Annotated in this window: 15 protein-coding genes; 4 read left to right on the forward strand and 11 right to left on the reverse strand. The window is 53.1% G+C overall.

Annotated features, from left to right (window positions below):
* Positions 1-87: 87 nt before the first annotated feature.
* Together rsmA and KTT_RS11385 are read right to left on the reverse strand one after the other, a co-directional pair.
* Positions 88-1,008, reverse strand: coding sequence for a 16S rRNA (adenine(1518)-N(6)/adenine(1519)-N(6))-dimethyltransferase RsmA (gene rsmA / locus KTT_RS11380; protein WP_126596090.1), 921 nt, complete (start codon positions 1,006-1,008; stop codon positions 88-90).
* Positions 1,009-1,093: 85 nt separating this feature from the next.
* Entirely contained in the window at positions 1,094-1,678 is a 585-nt protein-coding gene (locus KTT_RS11385) for a hypothetical protein (protein WP_126596091.1), read from the reverse strand.
* Between the two features lie 702 nt (positions 1,679-2,380).
* Here KTT_RS11385 and KTT_RS11390 point away from each other — a divergent pair.
* Positions 2,381-5,083: a transglycosylase domain-containing protein gene (locus tag KTT_RS11390; protein WP_160145800.1), complete on the forward strand. Its 2,703-nt coding sequence runs from the start codon at positions 2,381-2,383 to the stop codon at positions 5,081-5,083.
* 221 nt (positions 5,084-5,304) lie between these two features.
* The gene (locus KTT_RS11395) at positions 5,305-5,808 is read left to right on the forward strand and encodes a GvpU-like protein (RefSeq protein WP_126596093.1); all 504 of its coding nucleotides are present in this window, start codon (positions 5,305-5,307) and stop codon (positions 5,806-5,808) included.
* 93 nt (positions 5,809-5,901) lie between these two features.
* On the opposite strand, the gene KTT_RS11400 is transcribed toward KTT_RS11395, so the two are convergent.
* Entirely contained in the window at positions 5,902-6,681 is a 780-nt protein-coding gene (locus tag KTT_RS11400) for a L,D-transpeptidase (protein WP_126596094.1), read from the reverse strand.
* Positions 6,682-7,310: 629 nt separating this feature from the next.
* On the opposite strand from KTT_RS11400, the gene KTT_RS11405 reads away from it, so the two are divergent.
* Positions 7,311-7,922: a GtrA family protein gene (locus KTT_RS11405; protein ID WP_126596095.1), complete on the forward strand. Its 612-nt coding sequence runs from the start codon at positions 7,311-7,313 to the stop codon at positions 7,920-7,922.
* A gap of 105 nt (positions 7,923-8,027) precedes the next feature.
* A complete protein-coding gene (locus KTT_RS11410; RefSeq protein ID WP_126594639.1) occupies positions 8,028-9,434 on the forward strand; it encodes a transposase in 1,407 nt (468 codons plus the stop codon).
* Positions 9,435-9,908: 474 nt separating this feature from the next.
* Here the strand turns inward: KTT_RS11410 and KTT_RS11415 are convergent, their stop codons facing one another.
* The 8 genes from KTT_RS11415 to nusG all read right to left on the reverse strand — a co-directional run bounded on the left by KTT_RS11415 (position 9,909) and on the right by nusG (position 17,588).
* The gene (locus tag KTT_RS11415) at positions 9,909-10,553 is read right to left on the reverse strand and encodes a uracil-DNA glycosylase (RefSeq protein WP_126596096.1); all 645 of its coding nucleotides are present in this window, start codon (positions 10,551-10,553) and stop codon (positions 9,909-9,911) included.
* A gap of 108 nt (positions 10,554-10,661) precedes the next feature.
* Complete coding sequence (locus KTT_RS11420; RefSeq protein ID WP_126596097.1) at positions 10,662-13,100, reverse strand: polyribonucleotide nucleotidyltransferase; 2,439 nt, start codon at positions 13,098-13,100, stop codon at positions 10,662-10,664.
* 352 nt (positions 13,101-13,452) lie between these two features.
* Positions 13,453-13,740, reverse strand: a complete 288-nt coding sequence (rpsO, locus tag KTT_RS11425; protein WP_126596098.1) for a 30S ribosomal protein S15 — start codon at positions 13,738-13,740, stop codon at positions 13,453-13,455.
* 260 nt (positions 13,741-14,000) lie between these two features.
* Positions 14,001-14,384, reverse strand: a complete 384-nt coding sequence (gene rplL, locus KTT_RS11430; RefSeq protein WP_126596099.1) for a 50S ribosomal protein L7/L12 — start codon at positions 14,382-14,384, stop codon at positions 14,001-14,003.
* A gap of 16 nt (positions 14,385-14,400) precedes the next feature.
* Positions 14,401-14,940 carry a 50S ribosomal protein L10 gene (rplJ, locus tag KTT_RS11435; protein WP_126596100.1) on the reverse strand — a complete coding sequence of 180 codons (540 nt, stop codon included), beginning with the start codon at positions 14,938-14,940 and terminating at the stop codon, positions 14,401-14,403.
* A gap of 833 nt (positions 14,941-15,773) precedes the next feature.
* Complete coding sequence (rplA, locus tag KTT_RS11440; protein WP_126596101.1) at positions 15,774-16,490, reverse strand: 50S ribosomal protein L1; 717 nt, start codon at positions 16,488-16,490, stop codon at positions 15,774-15,776.
* Positions 16,491-16,542: 52 nt separating this feature from the next.
* On the reverse strand, positions 16,543-16,965 hold the full coding sequence (rplK, locus tag KTT_RS11445) for a 50S ribosomal protein L11 (protein WP_126596102.1): 423 nt from the start codon (positions 16,963-16,965) through the stop codon (positions 16,543-16,545).
* A 53-nt stretch (positions 16,966-17,018) separates the two neighbouring features.
* Positions 17,019-17,588 (reverse strand): transcription termination/antitermination protein NusG, encoded by a 570-nt coding sequence (gene nusG, locus KTT_RS11450; RefSeq protein WP_218030871.1) that lies wholly within the window; start codon positions 17,586-17,588, stop codon positions 17,019-17,021.
* Positions 17,589-17,620: the final 32 nt, after the last annotated feature.

Raw genomic sequence — 17,620 nt, forward strand, 5'->3', positions numbered from 1 at the left:
AAATTGATGCCGAAAAGAAGTTGAGACAAAAATATCTATATGCTGGTTGTTGCTTGTATCATAGCATATCACCTGTCCCTTCGCCGCCTATTGCGGTGCCTGGGTGTCGGTGCGTGTCGCCTGGTCGATGGTGCGCCAGAGGCGGATCCATTCCTCAATGCTGAGGGTTTCAGCCCTGCGGCTGCTGTCAATGCTGGCCTCGCTCATCCAGTTGCGGATAAGCTCATTCTTGTAATGCAGTCCATGCGTCAGCGAGTTGTGTAGCTGCTTGCGTTTTTCTGAGAAGCCCGCCTGCACAACCTTAAAGAAGCGGTCCCGCTCTTCATGTGAGAGCGGAGCCTGCTCATGTACGTCGATGCGCAGGATCGCTGAATCTACTTTGGGTGCCGGATAAAACGACTGCGCCGGGACGCGCGCGATAATATGTGGCCGACCATAGAATTGTACGCTGATCGCCAGCAGGCTCAGATCGCCGGGTTCGGCTATGATGCGTTGCGCAACCTCCCACTGTACCATTACGACCAGGGTACGCGGTGGGTTGGGATTTTCGAGAAAATGCCTGAAAGTCGGGGCGGTAATATAGTATGGTAGATTGGCTACGAGCTTATATGGCGTCTGACCAAAGACTTCGCTGGGATTGAGAAAGAGCAGGTTGCGGGCGATGAGCTCGACATTGGGATGGCGGCGTGTAGTCTGGGCCAGCAGGGTGAGCATGTCGCGCTCTATCTCGACCGCCACGACACGTCGTGCCCGCTGGGCCAGTTCGCGCGTCAATACACCCGTGCCCGCCCCAACCTCCAATACCTCATCCTCCGGCATGATCTCAGCGGCCTGCACGATCTTTTTCAAGATGTTTCGATCAATCAAAAAATTCTGGCCAAAGGATTTATTGGGCCGCATGCCGTGAGTCGCTAGCAGGTTCTTTAGCTCACGTACATTGGTTAAATCTATCATGTCGATTACGGCCGGTTGAATGGGCTGTGCGTTTTGTATGTTATTATCCGTCAATGTCTGGCTCTCTTGTTCTTCTTTTTCTCAACTGCCTCTAACTCTAACAAACCCCCCGCCAACTGTCAAACTCGTGAGAGCAATGCTACCACCAGCGCCAGCGACTATTGAGGGCGCGCCAACACTTTTTGATGTACAGGTGATATATGATCAGGCCTCCCAGTATGAGCAGCAATGATATGAATCCCATCACGATCATGGCCGCGAACAGTAACAGTAGAAGCTTGATCAGGATCGGTAGCGCGCAGAGAAAGACCAGGCCCAATAGCAGTAGCACACCCCAGCGGGGCGCGGGCGCGGCTTGTGACATCGGTCGTCCTCCCTCGGGAGCATCAAAGCGCTGACGCCGCTGCTTATAGAAGCGATAGCCCTGTTGAAATGTAGTGCCGATCCGGCTCATGCGCGGAAATGCCTGGTGTGGGCGCTGGTCCTCCCGGTGTGGGTGCTGGTAAGTTGTATGCCCCGTCGCTTCACCCTCTCGCCGTTCCGCGTGGTCTCGGGCCTGGTAACTGTATGGTGGGATCGTCGCCTCAAAATCGGCCGGGTGATCGCGCTTGGGCATATCGCTACTGGCACGATACTGGCTGTATGATTGCGTATATATCTCTTCATTACCTTGGTTAGTGACGCGCTCCCGTTGTGGCTCGGGCATAAATTCCTGTTGGCTCATAGTTATATCTCTTAACCTCATGGGTATAGAAAACCCCTTCATAGATGTTACGTTTACCTACAACAAGGGTTGCACAGCGGTTCAGTCTGTTTGTTATCCCATAGACCTAAAAAATAAGTAGGTATTATCATCCTGATAGTCATAGGCGCGCGACGAATCTGGTCTATAATGCGTTATAATCAACGGTATACCCTACCCAAATGCTGCCAATTGTCTGTTTACTGCCCATACCTATGTTACCAGTTACAGGTATGACGCCATTTCTGCCCCTACTGCTCCTGATAGATAGGGGTAAGAAAGATCGCAGGATTAGAGCCTTGTGGTATTATTGAAAAAAAAGTATTTTAAGTAGCTCCTAAGTTTAACTAAAATCAATGAATGGGAGGGAATAGTGCGGAGTGATACAGCCATAAATAGATTTCTTGGGAAGGATGTAACATGCCTATAAATGATTCGCATGATGACGGTAAAAAAGAATCTCATACGGAAGAAACAACTGGTACAGGCAGTAGTGACTCTATAGAAAATAACGATCAATCCGGACCAGCGGGCCAGCCACAACACGTGGCGCCGAAGCCAGTTAAGCGCCCGCAGCGAGTCATTCCCAGGCGCCCAACTGTCAAAAATTCCCCGTTATCACCTTTGCAAAAAACTGATGTAACAGTATCACCCTCATCTATTTCAAAGGCATCGCCCTCATCTTTGCGGAGTAATGAAGATGAGCGAGACGACGTGCCACCTTCACCATCTGATTATCGCGATACTATTGCTTCAGCATTGGAGCCTCCGAAAGTAGATCCTCGCGAGGAGTCTGTCGCGGAAGAGCCAGAGCCGCCTGGTGAGCTTGAAGAGAAGATCATGCCCGTGGCTGAGGATAAAGCACGAGTCCTTGTTAATGCTAAGAAGCAGCGGAAGCCGTCTATGTCCGATAACGGGCATCGTGAGATGGCTGCTATGGTGCTGGCAGATGAATTTGATGCTGGTTCGTCACGGCGTGTATCCTCTGCCGAGCATAGGCTAAATGGCAATCATATTATGTCCGTTACCAGGAGCAGGCCGAACCGCGAGTTGGCACGCCGTTCAGCGATCGCGGTGGCCGATCCCTATTCATCCCGGCGCTCACGCGAACGTATGTTACAGCGGCGCAAGCGAGTGAACCGGGTGCTGATGCATAAGCGCCATCATAGCCGCTTCTATGATACCCTGCTGCTCCGTTTGATGAGCGTGGCCCTGGTCTTGTTCGCCCTCCTGCTCATCCTGACTTCTGGCGCGAGTGGTGCCGCGTATGCTTACTATCAGGCTCAGTTGCCCCTGCTGGATGGCATCGCTCAGCACTCGTTAGCCCAGACGACCAATATTTACGATCGCAATGGCAAGTTGCTCTATCAGCTCTATGACCATAGCAGTTCGGGAGGTCGGCGCACCTACGTTAATTTTGAGGATATTCCTAATGAACTGGTGAACGCGACCATCGCGGCTGAGGACCACTCTTTCTGGAATAACAGTGGCGTGGACTACAACGGTATTGTACGCGCTGTGATTACCAACTTTCAGCACGGTAGTGTGCAGGAAGGTGGCAGTACCGTTACGCAGCAGTTGATTAAGAATCAGTTTTTCCTGGACCAGGATCGCACCCTGCAGGTTAAAGGTGAAGAGGCTATCCTGGCCACCGGACTCACCCAGCGCTATAGCAAAGCCCAGATTATGGAGATGTACCTGAATACCGTTTTCTATGGCGATTCCAATTTTGGCGTTGAGGCGGCGGCACAGGATTACTTCGGTCTGAAGCCACAGTGTAAGCAGGGAGTATGTAAACCGGCGGTCGCCCAGTTGACACTGGGTCAGGCCTCATTGCTGGCCGGTCTGCCGCAGAGCCCCACCGGCTACATGCCATTTACCAATAAAAAAGCGGCCATGCAGCGCCAGACACATGTGCTGCAAAACATGCTATCCCTGAAGATGATCACAAGCGATCAGATGCAGGTCGCCCAGAAAGAGATCGCGAACTACAAGTTCAAGCGGCCGGCGTATGTGAAGAACGCTCCTCATTTTGTAGATTATATCGTCGATAATGTCTTGATCCCTTTATTCGGGGCGTACAATCTGCGCAACGGTGGCTACTCGATCTACACCACTCTGGACCTGGACCTGGAGCGGCAGGTGGAAAAGATCGTCTATAACCGTATTGATGGCAACGAGTTCGACATCTATGGCTATGGCAATCTGCGCACAGCCCACAATCTGCACAATGCCTCGGTCGTCGTGACCGATCCCAAAACCGGCGAGATTCTGGCCATGGATGGTAGCGTCAATTATAATGACACATCGAATGATCCTGCGATGTCTGGCCAGTATAACGCTGCCAATACCCTGCGGCCTCCCGGTTCATCATTCAAACCCGTCGTTTATGCCACGGCTTTCGAGATGGGCTGGTATCCAGCTATGAACGTTCCGGACCATAACACCTATTATCCGGATGGTACCAAGCCGTACAATCCACCTAACTATGATCATAAGTTCCATGGCGATAATATGACGATCCGGCGCGGCATTTCCAACTCATATAACATTCCGGCCGTCGATGCTATCGAGTATGCCGGCGTCAAAAATGTGATGACCATGGCCGGTCGCCTGGGTCTCTCACACGTCGCTCAGACGGTACCGGGACGCCAGGGAGCCGCGATGGCGCTGGGTGTCAGCGAGGAAACCCTGCTCAATATGACGACCGCCTATGCCACCTTTGCTAACGGCGGCGTGCGCATGCCGCAGACCACGGTGCTGCAGATCAACGACAATCAGGGGCGCCCGATCTATAAGTTTGATGCCCGGCATGCCAGGGGCAAGCGCGTGCTTGGCGCGGATGTCTCTTTCCTGATCAGCAGCATGCTCTCCGACACCGTGGCCCGTCACGAAGAGTTCCCCTCGCCCAATCCTTTGGAACTGGATGGACGACCGGTGGCCGCCAAAACCGGTACCACCGATAACTTCGCCGACAACTGGACCATGGGTTATACACCCCACCTGGCCGTGGGCGTTTGGGCTGGTAATAGCGATAACTCGCCAATGGAAAACGTGATCGGTATCACTGGCGCCGGCCCCATCTGGCAGGATGTCTTCCAGTACGCCAACGCCAAGTACCATTTCCCAAAGGACGGCTTCACGCCACCGCCCAATGTACACCAGGCTACCGTCTCAGCCTATACGGGTCTTCTGCCTCACCTGGGCGAGGCCACCGTAACCGACTGGTTCATTGACGGGACCGTCCCCACTATTCAGGGCGTCTACACGCCGCCACCGCCTGTGAAGGCCCCTAAAACCGGCAAGCCCACGCAAAATCCCGGCGACAACGGTAATGTCAACGGCAACACCGACAATAACAATAGCAACACCGACAATAACAACTAAGTGGAATTCCGCCTATCACCCTTCTGGACTTACACTGTCCAGAAGGGTGATAGAATATTGAGAGTAAAGACCCGGTAGCGATCCCCTGAATTGGGTATCCTTGATAGAAATAAGCGTGACAAGGATGACTATTCAGGGGAACTCATATTATTTGCATACATAAAAATCATGGTCTGCGGCCAGACATAGTGTGCATCAAACATATTCGGAGGATAATTTTTATGGCGGATCTCTCAGAGAACGAGAAAGATAATTTACAGCAGACGCTGGCACAGTCGGGCTTTCGGCCCCTCAACCGGACCGAGCGCCGCAACATCTGGCTGCATGATTATGAACAGCAAGATATCGCTCTGCAGTCCTGGGCGCGCCTGGTTGAGCAGCAAGGTCTGGAGATTGAGATTATGCTGCAGATGCAGGGGCTACTGGTGTTTGGGACGATGGTGAGTACAAAAGCGTATGCCCAGTTTTACATTGATATGCATGAGAGGATGTATCGCCAGAGCTCGCCGGAGACCGCCGACTTCTTGCAGGAGTACTATGTTGCTCTGGTACCACCCGATGATCAACCAGAGATTGGTCCGGAAGGCCTGCCCACCATTTTTCGCTATGCTCACCTGCGCGACGTCACCATTATGAGCGCGGGCCATAAGATCAAGGTTCCCTACTGGCGCGGCATGATTAACCAGGTGGACGCCTTTGTGATCGGCGCTTCCGCCAACGGCTAGGCGCTGCTCAAAGATCATCGATATGAAAGTGCCACAGGGGCGCATTCGCGCCCCTGTGGCACTTTCATATCGATGATCTTTGGTAGGAAATTGCTATGCGACGATCTTAACGGTTGTGCCTATGGGAGCCCAGCTGTACAACCATTGCGCGACGCTGTACGACATATTCACACAGCCGTGCGAACCGGTTATCCAGCCATATACAGGATCATAGTGGTAGACGTTGGTGCCAGGACCGTAGGTGCTGCGCCACCAGGAGTCGTGCATGAAGTAACCACCCTCTTTAAACTCCAGTGCATAGTTGATATGGGTTGGAGCATACCAGTAAGGAGATCCAACTGGCCATGGAGAGTAGAACGTGGTAGGACTCAGTTTAATGAAGACATGATAGGTGCCAAGCGGCGTCTCCAGACCAGGCTGCCCTGTAGTTACGGGTGCGTTGCGTACCTGGCGCCCGTTCTCATAGAAGTAGGCCCATTGCGTGGTCCGGTTGATAATGACCACTTTGCCCACGCTATTCCCACCGCCAACGCTGCCTCCACCCGTGTTATCAACGGCCACCAGACCACTATACACGTAGAGAGGAGCCGCGTTACTGGCAGAGATGCGATACCAGACCGGATTGCCACTCCAGACAATCTGTCCGTTGACACGAGCATAAATAGTCACATGTGTGTAAGGTGCATAGGTTGACACTACCCGAAATCCAGTACTTGCGCCAGTTCGTACATTAGTATAAGCGGTCGTCGTACCAGATTGAGTAGCTGTAGCCGCATACGAAGTCTTACTATTCAAAGGGTTGAGGGTAAAAAAAACGGCTAGCAGTAGTGAAAGGAATCCAATGGCATACAGTTTTTTCAAATTTTTTTGCATAACGACTCCTTTTAGAAGCTATAGAGCCTTAATATTATTAAGTATATATAAGTACATCAATATACTCAAGTGAAATAGCTCACATTTCGATCCCACCAAATCACATTGGTGATTCTCCCCTGCCACAGCGGAACTGAATGCTCATATCTTTCCATCTCATAGTAGCTGAATGCTCATATTTTTCCCCCTCATAGTGCTTTGTCAAACTTCGTTTGGTGGATTGTTCGCCCGCTACGCGGGCGAGAGGGGGAGGAGTTGCCGGGGGCACAGCCCCCGAACCCCAGTCAAGGGGCTCGCCGCCCCTTGCATCCCCGCTCCCCCATCAAAGGAACTTTGACAGTGCAATAGTAGCTGAATGCTCCTATCTTTCCACCGCATGTAGCTGAATACTCCTATCTTTCCATCTCATGGTAGTTGTGGGTGGTGCTGCACATCCAGCGCGAATGCGCCGGATGTGCAGCACCACCCACAACTACCAAATATACTCCCAGGCTGCCGCAGGCAGCCTGGGAGTACTAAATACTACCTTTGGGGGAAGTAGTTACGATCTAAGAACCGGGATCGTCTGCACACATGTAGGTCGATTTGACTGCAATATTTATTGAAGAAAATGGAGCATTTTATATCGTATGGATCGTTTTGTACAAAATAATGTAGAAGAAATTGTAGATCCTTCGCACGAGGTGATGGAAGAGCTGGTCGAAATTGTGGATCAAGTGGCTCCGATGCAGGCTGTTCCAAGTTATCGCCCTACGCGCTGGGAGTTTGTGAATAGTTTGCTTGATCACCTTGATAGTGTTACGGGTGGTCGCGCCGGCTCACTGGTGCAGTTTTTTACTTTTCTGTTTATTGGCGGCACCACTACTATTGTCAACCTGGCCATTCTCTATGTAGTCCTCAACTATATTTCATTGCCCAATGCCTTCTTCCATAATTTACTGGGTTCGACGCTGGGTAGTGAGCTCTCGCTGCTAGCCAATTTCGCGCTCAATGATCGCTTTACCTTCCGTTACGCGCCCGGACAACAGCGCCCCTGGTTCGTACGCCTCAGCCGCTTCCACGCGACCGCTATCGGTGGTATCCTGCTGACGATCCTGATCCAGGCCTTACTTGTTAATCTGCTGCACATTAATGCTTTGATCAGCCAGGCCATTGCTGTTGTGATCGTACTGTTCTATAACTTTTTCTTCCATCAATTCTTTACCTATCGCCGCCTGAAGGCCGTCGAAGAAGCCATCTAACATGAGACATCCCGAATTTTAAGGTCGGGTTTGTAAAAAGACACCTCCTGAGCGAGACTGAAGGAAAAACAGACCACCATTCAGTCAATCCAGGAGGTGTTGTTTATGTCATCTCAGTATCTCACACCGCTTGAGGAGCCACAAGTTCCAGCATATCCCCCTGCCGAGATGGCGCAGGGATTGTACACTGCTCTGGCTCACTTTCTGGCTCCCTTGCTCATGCAAGCCGATAGCCGCATGGACAAACGACTGGTGCGCACGATGGTGCAGACCGTGGCGGTGATCTTGACCTTCCGTGATCGCGTCAATGGCTTGCTCCTTTCGGAAATGGGCGGCTATCTCGAGACGCCCGACAAAGCTCCGGCAGGAACCAAACGCCTGTCTCGGCTGCTGCATTGTCGCAAATGGTCGGCTGAACTGATCCGCTCGTATCTGTGGCATCGAGCCAGCCAACGTCTCACAAGGTGGAAACAGATGGGAAGGGATGTGCTGGCGCTGTGGGATGAGAGTGCGTGGGAGAAGCCAGAAACTATCGCCTCGGACGACCTTGCCCCGGTGCGCTCGAGTAAGGGCGCTCGACTCACCCATATCAAGAAAGGTTACTACACCCCGCCCCGTGGCCCCATCTTTGTGCCGGGCCTCCATTGGTTGGCCGTGGTCCTGGTCGGCAGCGAGCAGCAAGACGACCCGCCTGAACTAGCCAGCATGCGGTGGTGGACCAGCCGTGGGGCGCGCGCTTCCTTCAAACGCGATGAACAAGCCAAACTGTTACTGCAAGGCGTTCTGCTCTGGGGACGCGAGGTGATGCATGTCTTTGATCAAGGCTTCGCCAGCAGTTTCTGGCTGGGTCTGTTGCTGGCGTTCTCGTTGCGCTTTGTGCTGCGCTGGAAAAAAGATTACCAGCTCGTGGATGCCCAGGGTCAGCGACGTGCAGCCTGGAAAATCACCCGCGGCAAACGAGGATGGCAAGAACGCTGGGTGTGGGATTGCCGTCGTCACCAGTGGGTCATGGGCAGTGTTCTCGCTTGTGCGGTGAGGCATCCCGACCATCCTGAGCAGCCGTTGTGGTTGGTCGTGGCCCGGCGCAAAGGTGGCTTGCCCTGGTATCTGCTCACCGCCGAGTCCATCACCACCGCGGAAGATGCCTGGCGGATTATGTTTGCCTATGCGCGTCGCTGGCAGATCGAACTGACCTGGAAAGAAAACAAGAGCGAATTGGGCTTCCAAAGCCCGCGGCTCTGGGAGTGGGAGACGCGAGAAAAACTGCTGCTGTTGGCGGCGCTGGCCTACGCCTTTCTGCTGAGCCTGCTGGCGCCGTTTTACGAACTCTTACGCCGCTGGCTGTTGCGGCACTACTGTCATCGCACAGGCCGTCATGCCCGGCAAGCACACCAGCCGTTTGCACGGCTGCGCCTGGCCTTGAGTCGGTTGTGGCAACGGATCCCTGCGCGCTGGGAGGAGGTAGCTGGCCGGCCCCGGCCCCAGCCTCGCGTCCAGATCATTATGCTCTGAGGCGGTGTGGAGGTTCCCCACGTGACGAGAGACGCTCTGGTCGGCATCGGCTGACCATGTGGGCGTGTGTCCGGTGTTCATCGGGTACAACACGTCTTGCCAACAGAGGATGCGAATGCGTGCGAAAAGAGCATACCCCTAGGCCCTGTGGAAGCCGCTGGGATGCTGTGGGAGTGGAAAGTCGGTTGACCAGCTCCTTTCTCTTTTTCCGTTTTTTGGCACAGTGGTGCTTTTCAGCGAGCCAAACGGGGAAAGCACGTTGTTCTGCAAGAGAAGAGAAGCGAGCAGTTCTCCTTCAAAAATGGAGAACTGCTCGCTTCTTTCACAAGTTCATCCCTAAAATTTGGGATGTCTCATGTTTTCATAAAAGTGGGGTATAAAAAAACGCGCACGTGCGCGTTTTTTTATACCCCACTTTTATCTTACAAGATGAGGGGGCGCTAGCGCCCCCCCTCATCTTGTAAGAGGTACTGGTTAAAACAGGGATAATTGCTGGGGGGGTGGCTCCTCTTCACGCTTCTTCTGCACAACCGCTTTGGCCGGCTGTTCAGCCGCCATACGCTCGGCTTCGGCCATGATTAATGGTATCTTCTTGAAGTCCTCGCGGATAGCATCTTTCGTACTGGGATTGCGTAGGCCGGCGGCCGGGTGGAACATAGGGATGCAAATGCGCCCATCTTTTTTACGGGCTCGACCATGGATAGCGCTGATTCGCTCTGAGCCGAAAAATTTGGCCATTGAAAAGCGGCCCAGGGTAACTATGACCTGTGGATTGATCGCGGCTATCTGACGGTCCAGATAATCGCTGCAGGCGGCCATTTCATCTGGTTCGGGGTCGCGGTTATTAGGGGGACGGCATTTTACCACATTGGTAATAAAAACGTCTGAACGTTTCAGGTTAATACTTGCGAGTAAGGAATCTAAAAATTGTCCTGCCTGTCCAACGAATGGGCGTGCTTGCATATCTTCGTGATAGCCGGGGCCCTCACCGATAAACATCACCTTTGCGGTAGGACTCCCCTCGCCTGGTACCGCCTTGTTACGGCCCTGGCAGAGTCTACACCGGGCACAAGTAGACACCTCTACCGCAATCTCTTGCAGGATTTCCTCTGACGACATGGCAGTTTTACCCCTTTTGAAAGTGTTGATAAAAATACCGAGGCCTGAACAAGATAAGGCGACCAGCAGGGGTCGCCTTATCTTTTGTGTTTTTAAAATGTGATTATCTTACCAGCGGCGATCTGGACGCTGACCGTAGTTATCGCGGCGTGGGCCACTGGGATTGCGCTGGCCACCTCCAGGTCCGCCCATTGGGCGGCGCTGGCCAAAGCCACCACCGGAGCCACGATCACCACCATAGCTGCCGCCGCGTGAGCCGCCGTTATCACGGTCATAGCCACCACGATCGCGGCCACCACCACCCATACCATAGCCGCCACGGTCACCACCGTAGTTGCTACGGCCACCGCCATCGCGATCACGCGAGCCATAGCCGCCACGACCGCCACCGCCAGGACCGCCACGACCACCACCGCGGCTACCGCGATCCTGATCCATTTCGGCCTGGGTAGGCATCTCACCGCTCAATGCGGCGCGTCGAGAAAGATTGACGCGCCCCTGTCCATCGACTTCAATCACCATGACGGTGATCTCGTCGCCGATAGAGACCACGTCTTCCGGTCTCATCACCTGGTAATCGGCCAGCTGCGAGGTACGTACCAGACCCTCTTTACCGGGCAGGATCTCTACGAAGCAGCCGAAATCGACGATGCGGCGTACAGTACCGGTATAGATGTGGCCAACCTCGACCTCTTCGGTCAGGGCACGTACCGCATCCATCGCGTGCTGCATCGACTCTCCGGAGACGGCCGAGATATTCACCGAGCCATCATCCTCGATATCGAGCTTAGCGCCACTGTCTTCCTGAATCTTGCGGATGGTTTTTCCGCCTGGTCCGATGACAGCGCCGATCTTATCGGGATTGATCTTGATGGTCTGGATGCGGGGGGCGAATTCAGACAGCTCCTCACGGGGTGCATCGATGGCGTCGAGCATCTTCTCCATGATGAACATACGACCTTCGCGTGCCTGCTCCAGCGCCTTGGACATAATCTCGTAGGTGATACCTTTAACCTTGATGTCCATCTGCAGGGCAGTGACACCATCGGCGGTACCGGCTACCTTGAAGTCCATATCGCCCAGGGCATCTTCGATTCCCTGAATGTCGCTCATGACAGCCCATTTGCCTTCACGCTCACCTTCACCTGTGATCAGGCCCATCGCCACACCGGCGACCGGGGCGTGAATGGGAACACCGGCATCCATCAGCGCCAGTGTGGTGCCGCAGACCGAGCCCATCGAGGTCGAGCCATTGGACGACAGTACGTCCGAAACGGCGCGAATCGTATATGGGAACTCGCTCTGTGAAGGAATGATCGCGGAGATGGCGCGTTCCGCCAGGGCACCATGACCAATCTCACGACGGCCAGGGCCACGCAGGGGCTTGCTCTCACCGGTTGAATACGGGGGGAAGTTGTAGTGGTGCATGAAGCGCTTATTCTCATTGGCGGCCAGTCCATCAAGCACCTGCTCGTCTCCTGGTGAACCAAGGGTAATGACGCTCAAGACCTGTGTCTGTCCACGGGTGAAAATAGCCGAACCATGTGTGCGTGGCAGCAGGCCAACCTCACAGCTAATCGGGCGAATGGTTTTCAGATCGCGGCCATCGGGACGCTGCCCGTTGTCCAGAATATTGCTGCGTACATACGCTTTGAGCTCTTTTTCGTAGAAGGTGATAACTTCCTTCAAACGCTCGGGATACTCCTCGCTGAACGCGGCGACCAGCTCTTCCTGAACCAGGCTTAACGCGGCAGAACGAGCCGTCTTATCTGGATTGTTGACAGCTGCATCGAAGCGTGGGCGTACAAACTCCGCTACCTTCGCCTGCAATTCTGTATCGACGGGGGGCGCTGTAAATGGACGCTTGGCCCGATTCACGGCCTGCACCAGCTTCTCCTGCATTTTGATGATGTCTTGCAGACTCTCTTGTCCGAAGCGAACTGCTTCCAGCATCATCTCTTCCGGCAACTCTTTCGCGCCAGCCTCAACCATCATGACCGCGTCGGCGGTACCAGCGATGGCGAGATCCAATTTACTCTGCTCCATCTGGGATTCGAGTGGATTGATCACAAACTGATCATCGATATATCCAACGCGCACGGCACCAACGGGGCCTGCGAAGGGAATATCAGATACGCTCAGCGCGGCGGATGCGCCAACAATACCGAGAATATCATAATCGTTTTCCTGATCGGCAGAGAGAACGGTGATCACAATCTGGACGTCGTTGCGGTAACCTTTGGGGAAGAGAGGGCGGAGAGGGCGATCGGCGAGGCGACAGGAGAGAATGGCATGTTCAGTTGCACGGCCTTCACGTTTAATAAAACCACCAGGGATCTTACCTGCAGCGTACATACGCTCTTCTACATCAACAGTTAGTGGGAAAAAGTCAATACCTTCACGAGGCTCGTCACTGCCTACCACAGTTGCCAGTATTACGGTATCTCCGTAGCGCAACAACACTGCGCCACTACTCTGTTCTGCTACCCTGCCGGTCTCTATGCTCATTACCCGACCGCCGATAACAGCTTCTTGACGGTGAATCATATTTCCTCCGATAAATGGCACCCTATTCTATGCTCTGTCCTGGAATCTTTGCTGAGAGCCTATCACATCCCATACTACGTAAAACTGGGTGCAGTTCTTCTTTACTTATAAGGGTACAATTTTGCGTGCAATCGCACTTATACATGCATCTGTTCGTTGTGGTTTGATCCCTGATACTCTGTCACTAACTCTCTGTGGGGGAATGAAAACCCTTGTCTTCTAACTCTCTCGTTCGTCTCGTTTCTCTCTAACAACTCTCGGATTGGATGCAGCGGAGAAAAATGGAGCAGCGGTCGGGCATACGTACGGCGCTCGCCATGCTGCGCCGACCGCATCCACAGCAACCTCAAATTTACTTTTGTGCGCCCAGTTTGACGCGGATACCCAGTTTAGCAACCAACGCGCGATAGCGCTCCGGGCTTTTCTTACTGAGATAGGTAAGCAGGCGTCGGCGCTGGCCAACTAGCATGCGCAGGCCCCGGTGTGAATGGAGGTCGTGCTTATGAACCTTTAAATGCTCTGAAAGCTGATTAATGCGGTGTGTCAAAATTGAGATCTGAACTTCAGGAGAACCGGTGTCGGTCTCATGGACACGGGAATCAGCAATGATCTCTGTTTTTTCTTCAACAGTCAATGCCACGTTTCTAAATCACCTCCAATGTAATGTGGGTGGAAAAAAGATGCTTCCTGTGCTCAGATTGCTTTGTGCATGGCAATGCTTATACATTCTGAGTGATGCGGAAGTAGTTGTATACGTTCGCATTATAGCATGGATGCCTCAAGGGCGCAATCAATGACTTCCCTGCGGGCGTTTTCATGCGTTACGCTGCTCTACGTAAGGAAAGGCACCTCCCCGACATGCTATTAGGCAGGTGGTGAGGTGCCCTGGCGGGAAAAGTCTTACTTAACGGTAACTTTAGCGCCAGCTTCTGCCAGTTTGGCAGCGATTTTGTCGGCCTCTTCGCGAGAGACGCCCTCTTTGATGGCCTTTGGAGCCTCGTCAACAACGGCTTTCGCCTCTTTCAGGCCCAGGCCTGTCAGCTCGCGAACAACTTTGATGACATTGATCTTGTTGGCGCCGACCTCGGTCAGGATGGCGTCGAACTCGGTCTTCTCTTCAGCAGCGGCGGCTGGAGCAGCCTCACCGGCGGCGGCGACAGGAGCAGCGGCGGCGGCGACGGGAGCGGCGCTTACACCCCATTTGTCCTGCAGGGTTTTGGTCAGCTCAACGAGCTCGAGTACGTTTAACTTCTCAATTTCAGCGATGATATCTTGTACAGCCATGGTTGGTTCCTCCTAATTATTCAGCGGTTGCTCCGCTATTGAGTTGTTCTGAATGTGCTTGTAGCACATAACAAAGATCGCGTAATGGTGCTGTGAACAGGCCGTACGCGCTGGCCAGTGGTCCCTGTATGGTACCAACGACTTCCGCTTTCGACTGGTCTTTGCCACCTTTGATTTTGCTAATGCCTTCAACTTCCTGGGCCGTCAATGAACGACCACCAAGAATGGCAGACTTGAGAACTGCAACCCTCGAGGTACTGAGGTAGTCGGTGACAGCTTTCGTGGCAGCAACTTCGTCGTCATACCCGAAGGCGACGGCGGTCTGACCGTTGAAGATCTTATTATCGACGCCGGTCATCTGGTTGCGCTCAGCGGCGATACGCAGAAGGGTGTTTTTCGCGATCTGGAACTCCACCTTCGCGGCGCGCATCTTTTTACGCAGCTCGTTCATATCCTTTACGCTCAGACCTTGCGTCTGAACCAGGATAGCGATCGATGAGCGACCCAGTTTGTCTGTCAGCTCCTCAATTTTACCTGCTTTTGCCTCTGTTGGCATAAGGTGCTCTCCTCCTTTCCTGGAATGGTTGTTGCTTTGATCAATCTTCGGCCAGTTTAAACAGCTGGCTAGCCGTTTGTGGCCGGAGAGTCAATCTGTACTCTGTATAAAGGGCAATAAAAATGCCTTCGATAAACACCGAAGGCCGGGAGAGAACCTCTATTCTGTTGCGGACTCACTCGTACTCTGAGATAGAAATACGCTCGTTGCCGTATGACGCGGCTTCGCATGAGCTGGCGAATAGTTATCTCCTCGGCAAGTCGATCTTAAAGAAAGATCGCTTAAGTGCTTTGCAGCACGCTTGCTGTCTTCGGTGATGAATACATTCATCTGGAAATTATGTGTTTTTACACAGCCTCACTATAATATCACAGCGTTTACACTTTGTAAACTCCCCAATTTCACCGCCTTCGGCGGTGAAATTGGGGAGTTTAATTTTTTATGACAACGTAGGGAATGAAACACACGGCGCACGGCGCCGTGTGTTTCATTCCCTACGTTGTCATAAAAAAGGGATAGATGGCCAGGCGCATGTGATAGGGGATGTGGCAAAACATGGCGCCAGCGCTGTGTGTTTCATTCCCCACGTTGTCATGAAAAAGGGCAAATATACAACCTCATTTAAATATAGGGGATGTGGCAAAACATGGCGCCAGCGCTGTGTGTTTCATTCCCTACGTTGTCATGAAAAAGGGCAAATATACAACCTCATTTAAATATAGGGGATGTGGCAAAACATGGCGCTCAGCGCCATGTTTTGCCACATCCCCTATATTTAAAAGGGGGCGGGCGCGAAGCGCCCGCCCCCCCACCGCCTGCGGCGGAAAAAAGAGTTATGCCTGTGGCTTCAGAGCCGTCGCAGACGCTACTTCCAGACGAATGCTAGGCGACATCGTCGACGTCAAAACCACACTCTTCACATAAGTACCTTTGGCACCGGATGGGCGTGAGCGCACAACCGCATCCATGATGGATGAAATGTTCTGCATCAACGCCTCTTCGCTGAACGAAAGCTTGCCAGCGGGAATGTGCAGCAAGGCGGTGCGGTCGACTTTAAATTCGACACGACCAGCTTTAACGTCGCGAATGGTTTTGGCCAGGTCAAAGGTAATGGTGCCAGCTTTTGGACTTGGCATCAGGCCCCGGGGTCCCAGCTTTCTACCGAGACGACCAACTTTACCCATCACGTCGGGGGTAGCGATGGCTACATCAAAGCCCAGCCAGTCGCCCTCGATCTGCTTGATGAGGTCATCAAGGCCAACAATATCAGCTCCAGCGGCCTCTGCTTCGGCCACCTTCTCGCCCTGCGTGAAGACCAGCACTTTTACCTCTTTACCGGTGCCAGCGGGCAGCATGGCTACTCCGCGCACCATCTGATCAGCGTGGCGTGGATCGACACCAAGCTTCATGTGGACTTCGACGGTCGGGTCGAACTTTGTATAGTTAAGCTTTTTGAGGAGTGAAACAGCTTCTTGTGGCTGGTACAGCTTCTCGGAATCGACCAGCTTGGCCGCTTCCAGGTATTTTTTTCCGTGTGTTTTTGTTGCCATTATTACGTTGCCCTCCTTGAGGCAATGAACCGCAGTGACTTTCGGGCCGGGTCTACTCGATGGTGACACCCATGCTACGTGCAGTGCCTTCGATTGTCTTTTCAGCTGCCTCAATCGTGTTAACGTTGAGGTCTTTTATCTTCAGCTCAGCGATCTCGCGCAGTTTGGCGCGGTTGATGGAGCCAACTTTGGTTTTATTTGGTGTGGGAGAACCGCCCGAGATGCCCGCGGCCGCCTTCAGCAGATCGGGTACCGGCGGGGTCTTGGTAATGAATGTGAACGAGCGATCCTCGAAAATGGTGATCTCAGCAGGGATGACCATGCCAGTCTGGTCCGCGGTACGTGCGTTGTATTCCTTACAGAACATCATCAGGTTGATGCCATGAGGACCAAGCGCGGTACCGATTGGAGGCGCTGGGGTTGCTTTCCCGGCCGGGATCTGCAGCTTTACTACAGCTTTAATACGCTTTGCCATGTTTGTTCTAACTCCTCAAAAATGGGTCTGTCTTTGACTGGTGGATGCTCTGGTTAGATTTTTTCTACCTGGAGGAAATCCAGCACCACCGGAGTCTCACGACCAAAAAACGATACCAGCACAGTCACTTTATTACGATCCATATTAATATCGTTGACGGTGCCAATAAACTCTTCAAATGGGCCATCTATCACGCGCACGCTCTGGCCTTTGGTGAAGCTGACCTTCGCCTTGGGCTTCTCGGTCTCTTCTGTGACCTGTTTTAAGATCGACCGGACCTCGTGCTCTTGCAATGGAACGGGGCGTGTCCCAGAACCAACAAAGCTTGTGACTCCAGGCGTGTTACGGACGACATACCAGGCTTCGTCGCTCATAATCATCTCGACGAGTACGTAGCCGGGAAAAACCTTGCGCTGTACTGTGCGTCGCTGACCCTGTCTAATCTCAACCTCTTCTTCCATCGGAACGATGACACGGAAAATTTTGTTTCGCATGTCCATCGACGCGATGCGTGCCTCGAGGTGACTCTTTACTTTATTCTCATAGCCCGAATATGTATGAATTGCATACCAGGCACGTTTCTCCTCGGGCTGCCTTTTATCACCGGTACGTTCAGTAACCACGGCATTTCCCCTTATGATTTCCAGGTGACGAA

The organism is Dictyobacter aurantiacus (assembly GCF_003967515.1).
Classification (GTDB): domain Bacteria; phylum Chloroflexota; class Ktedonobacteria; order Ktedonobacterales; family Ktedonobacteraceae; genus Dictyobacter; species Dictyobacter aurantiacus.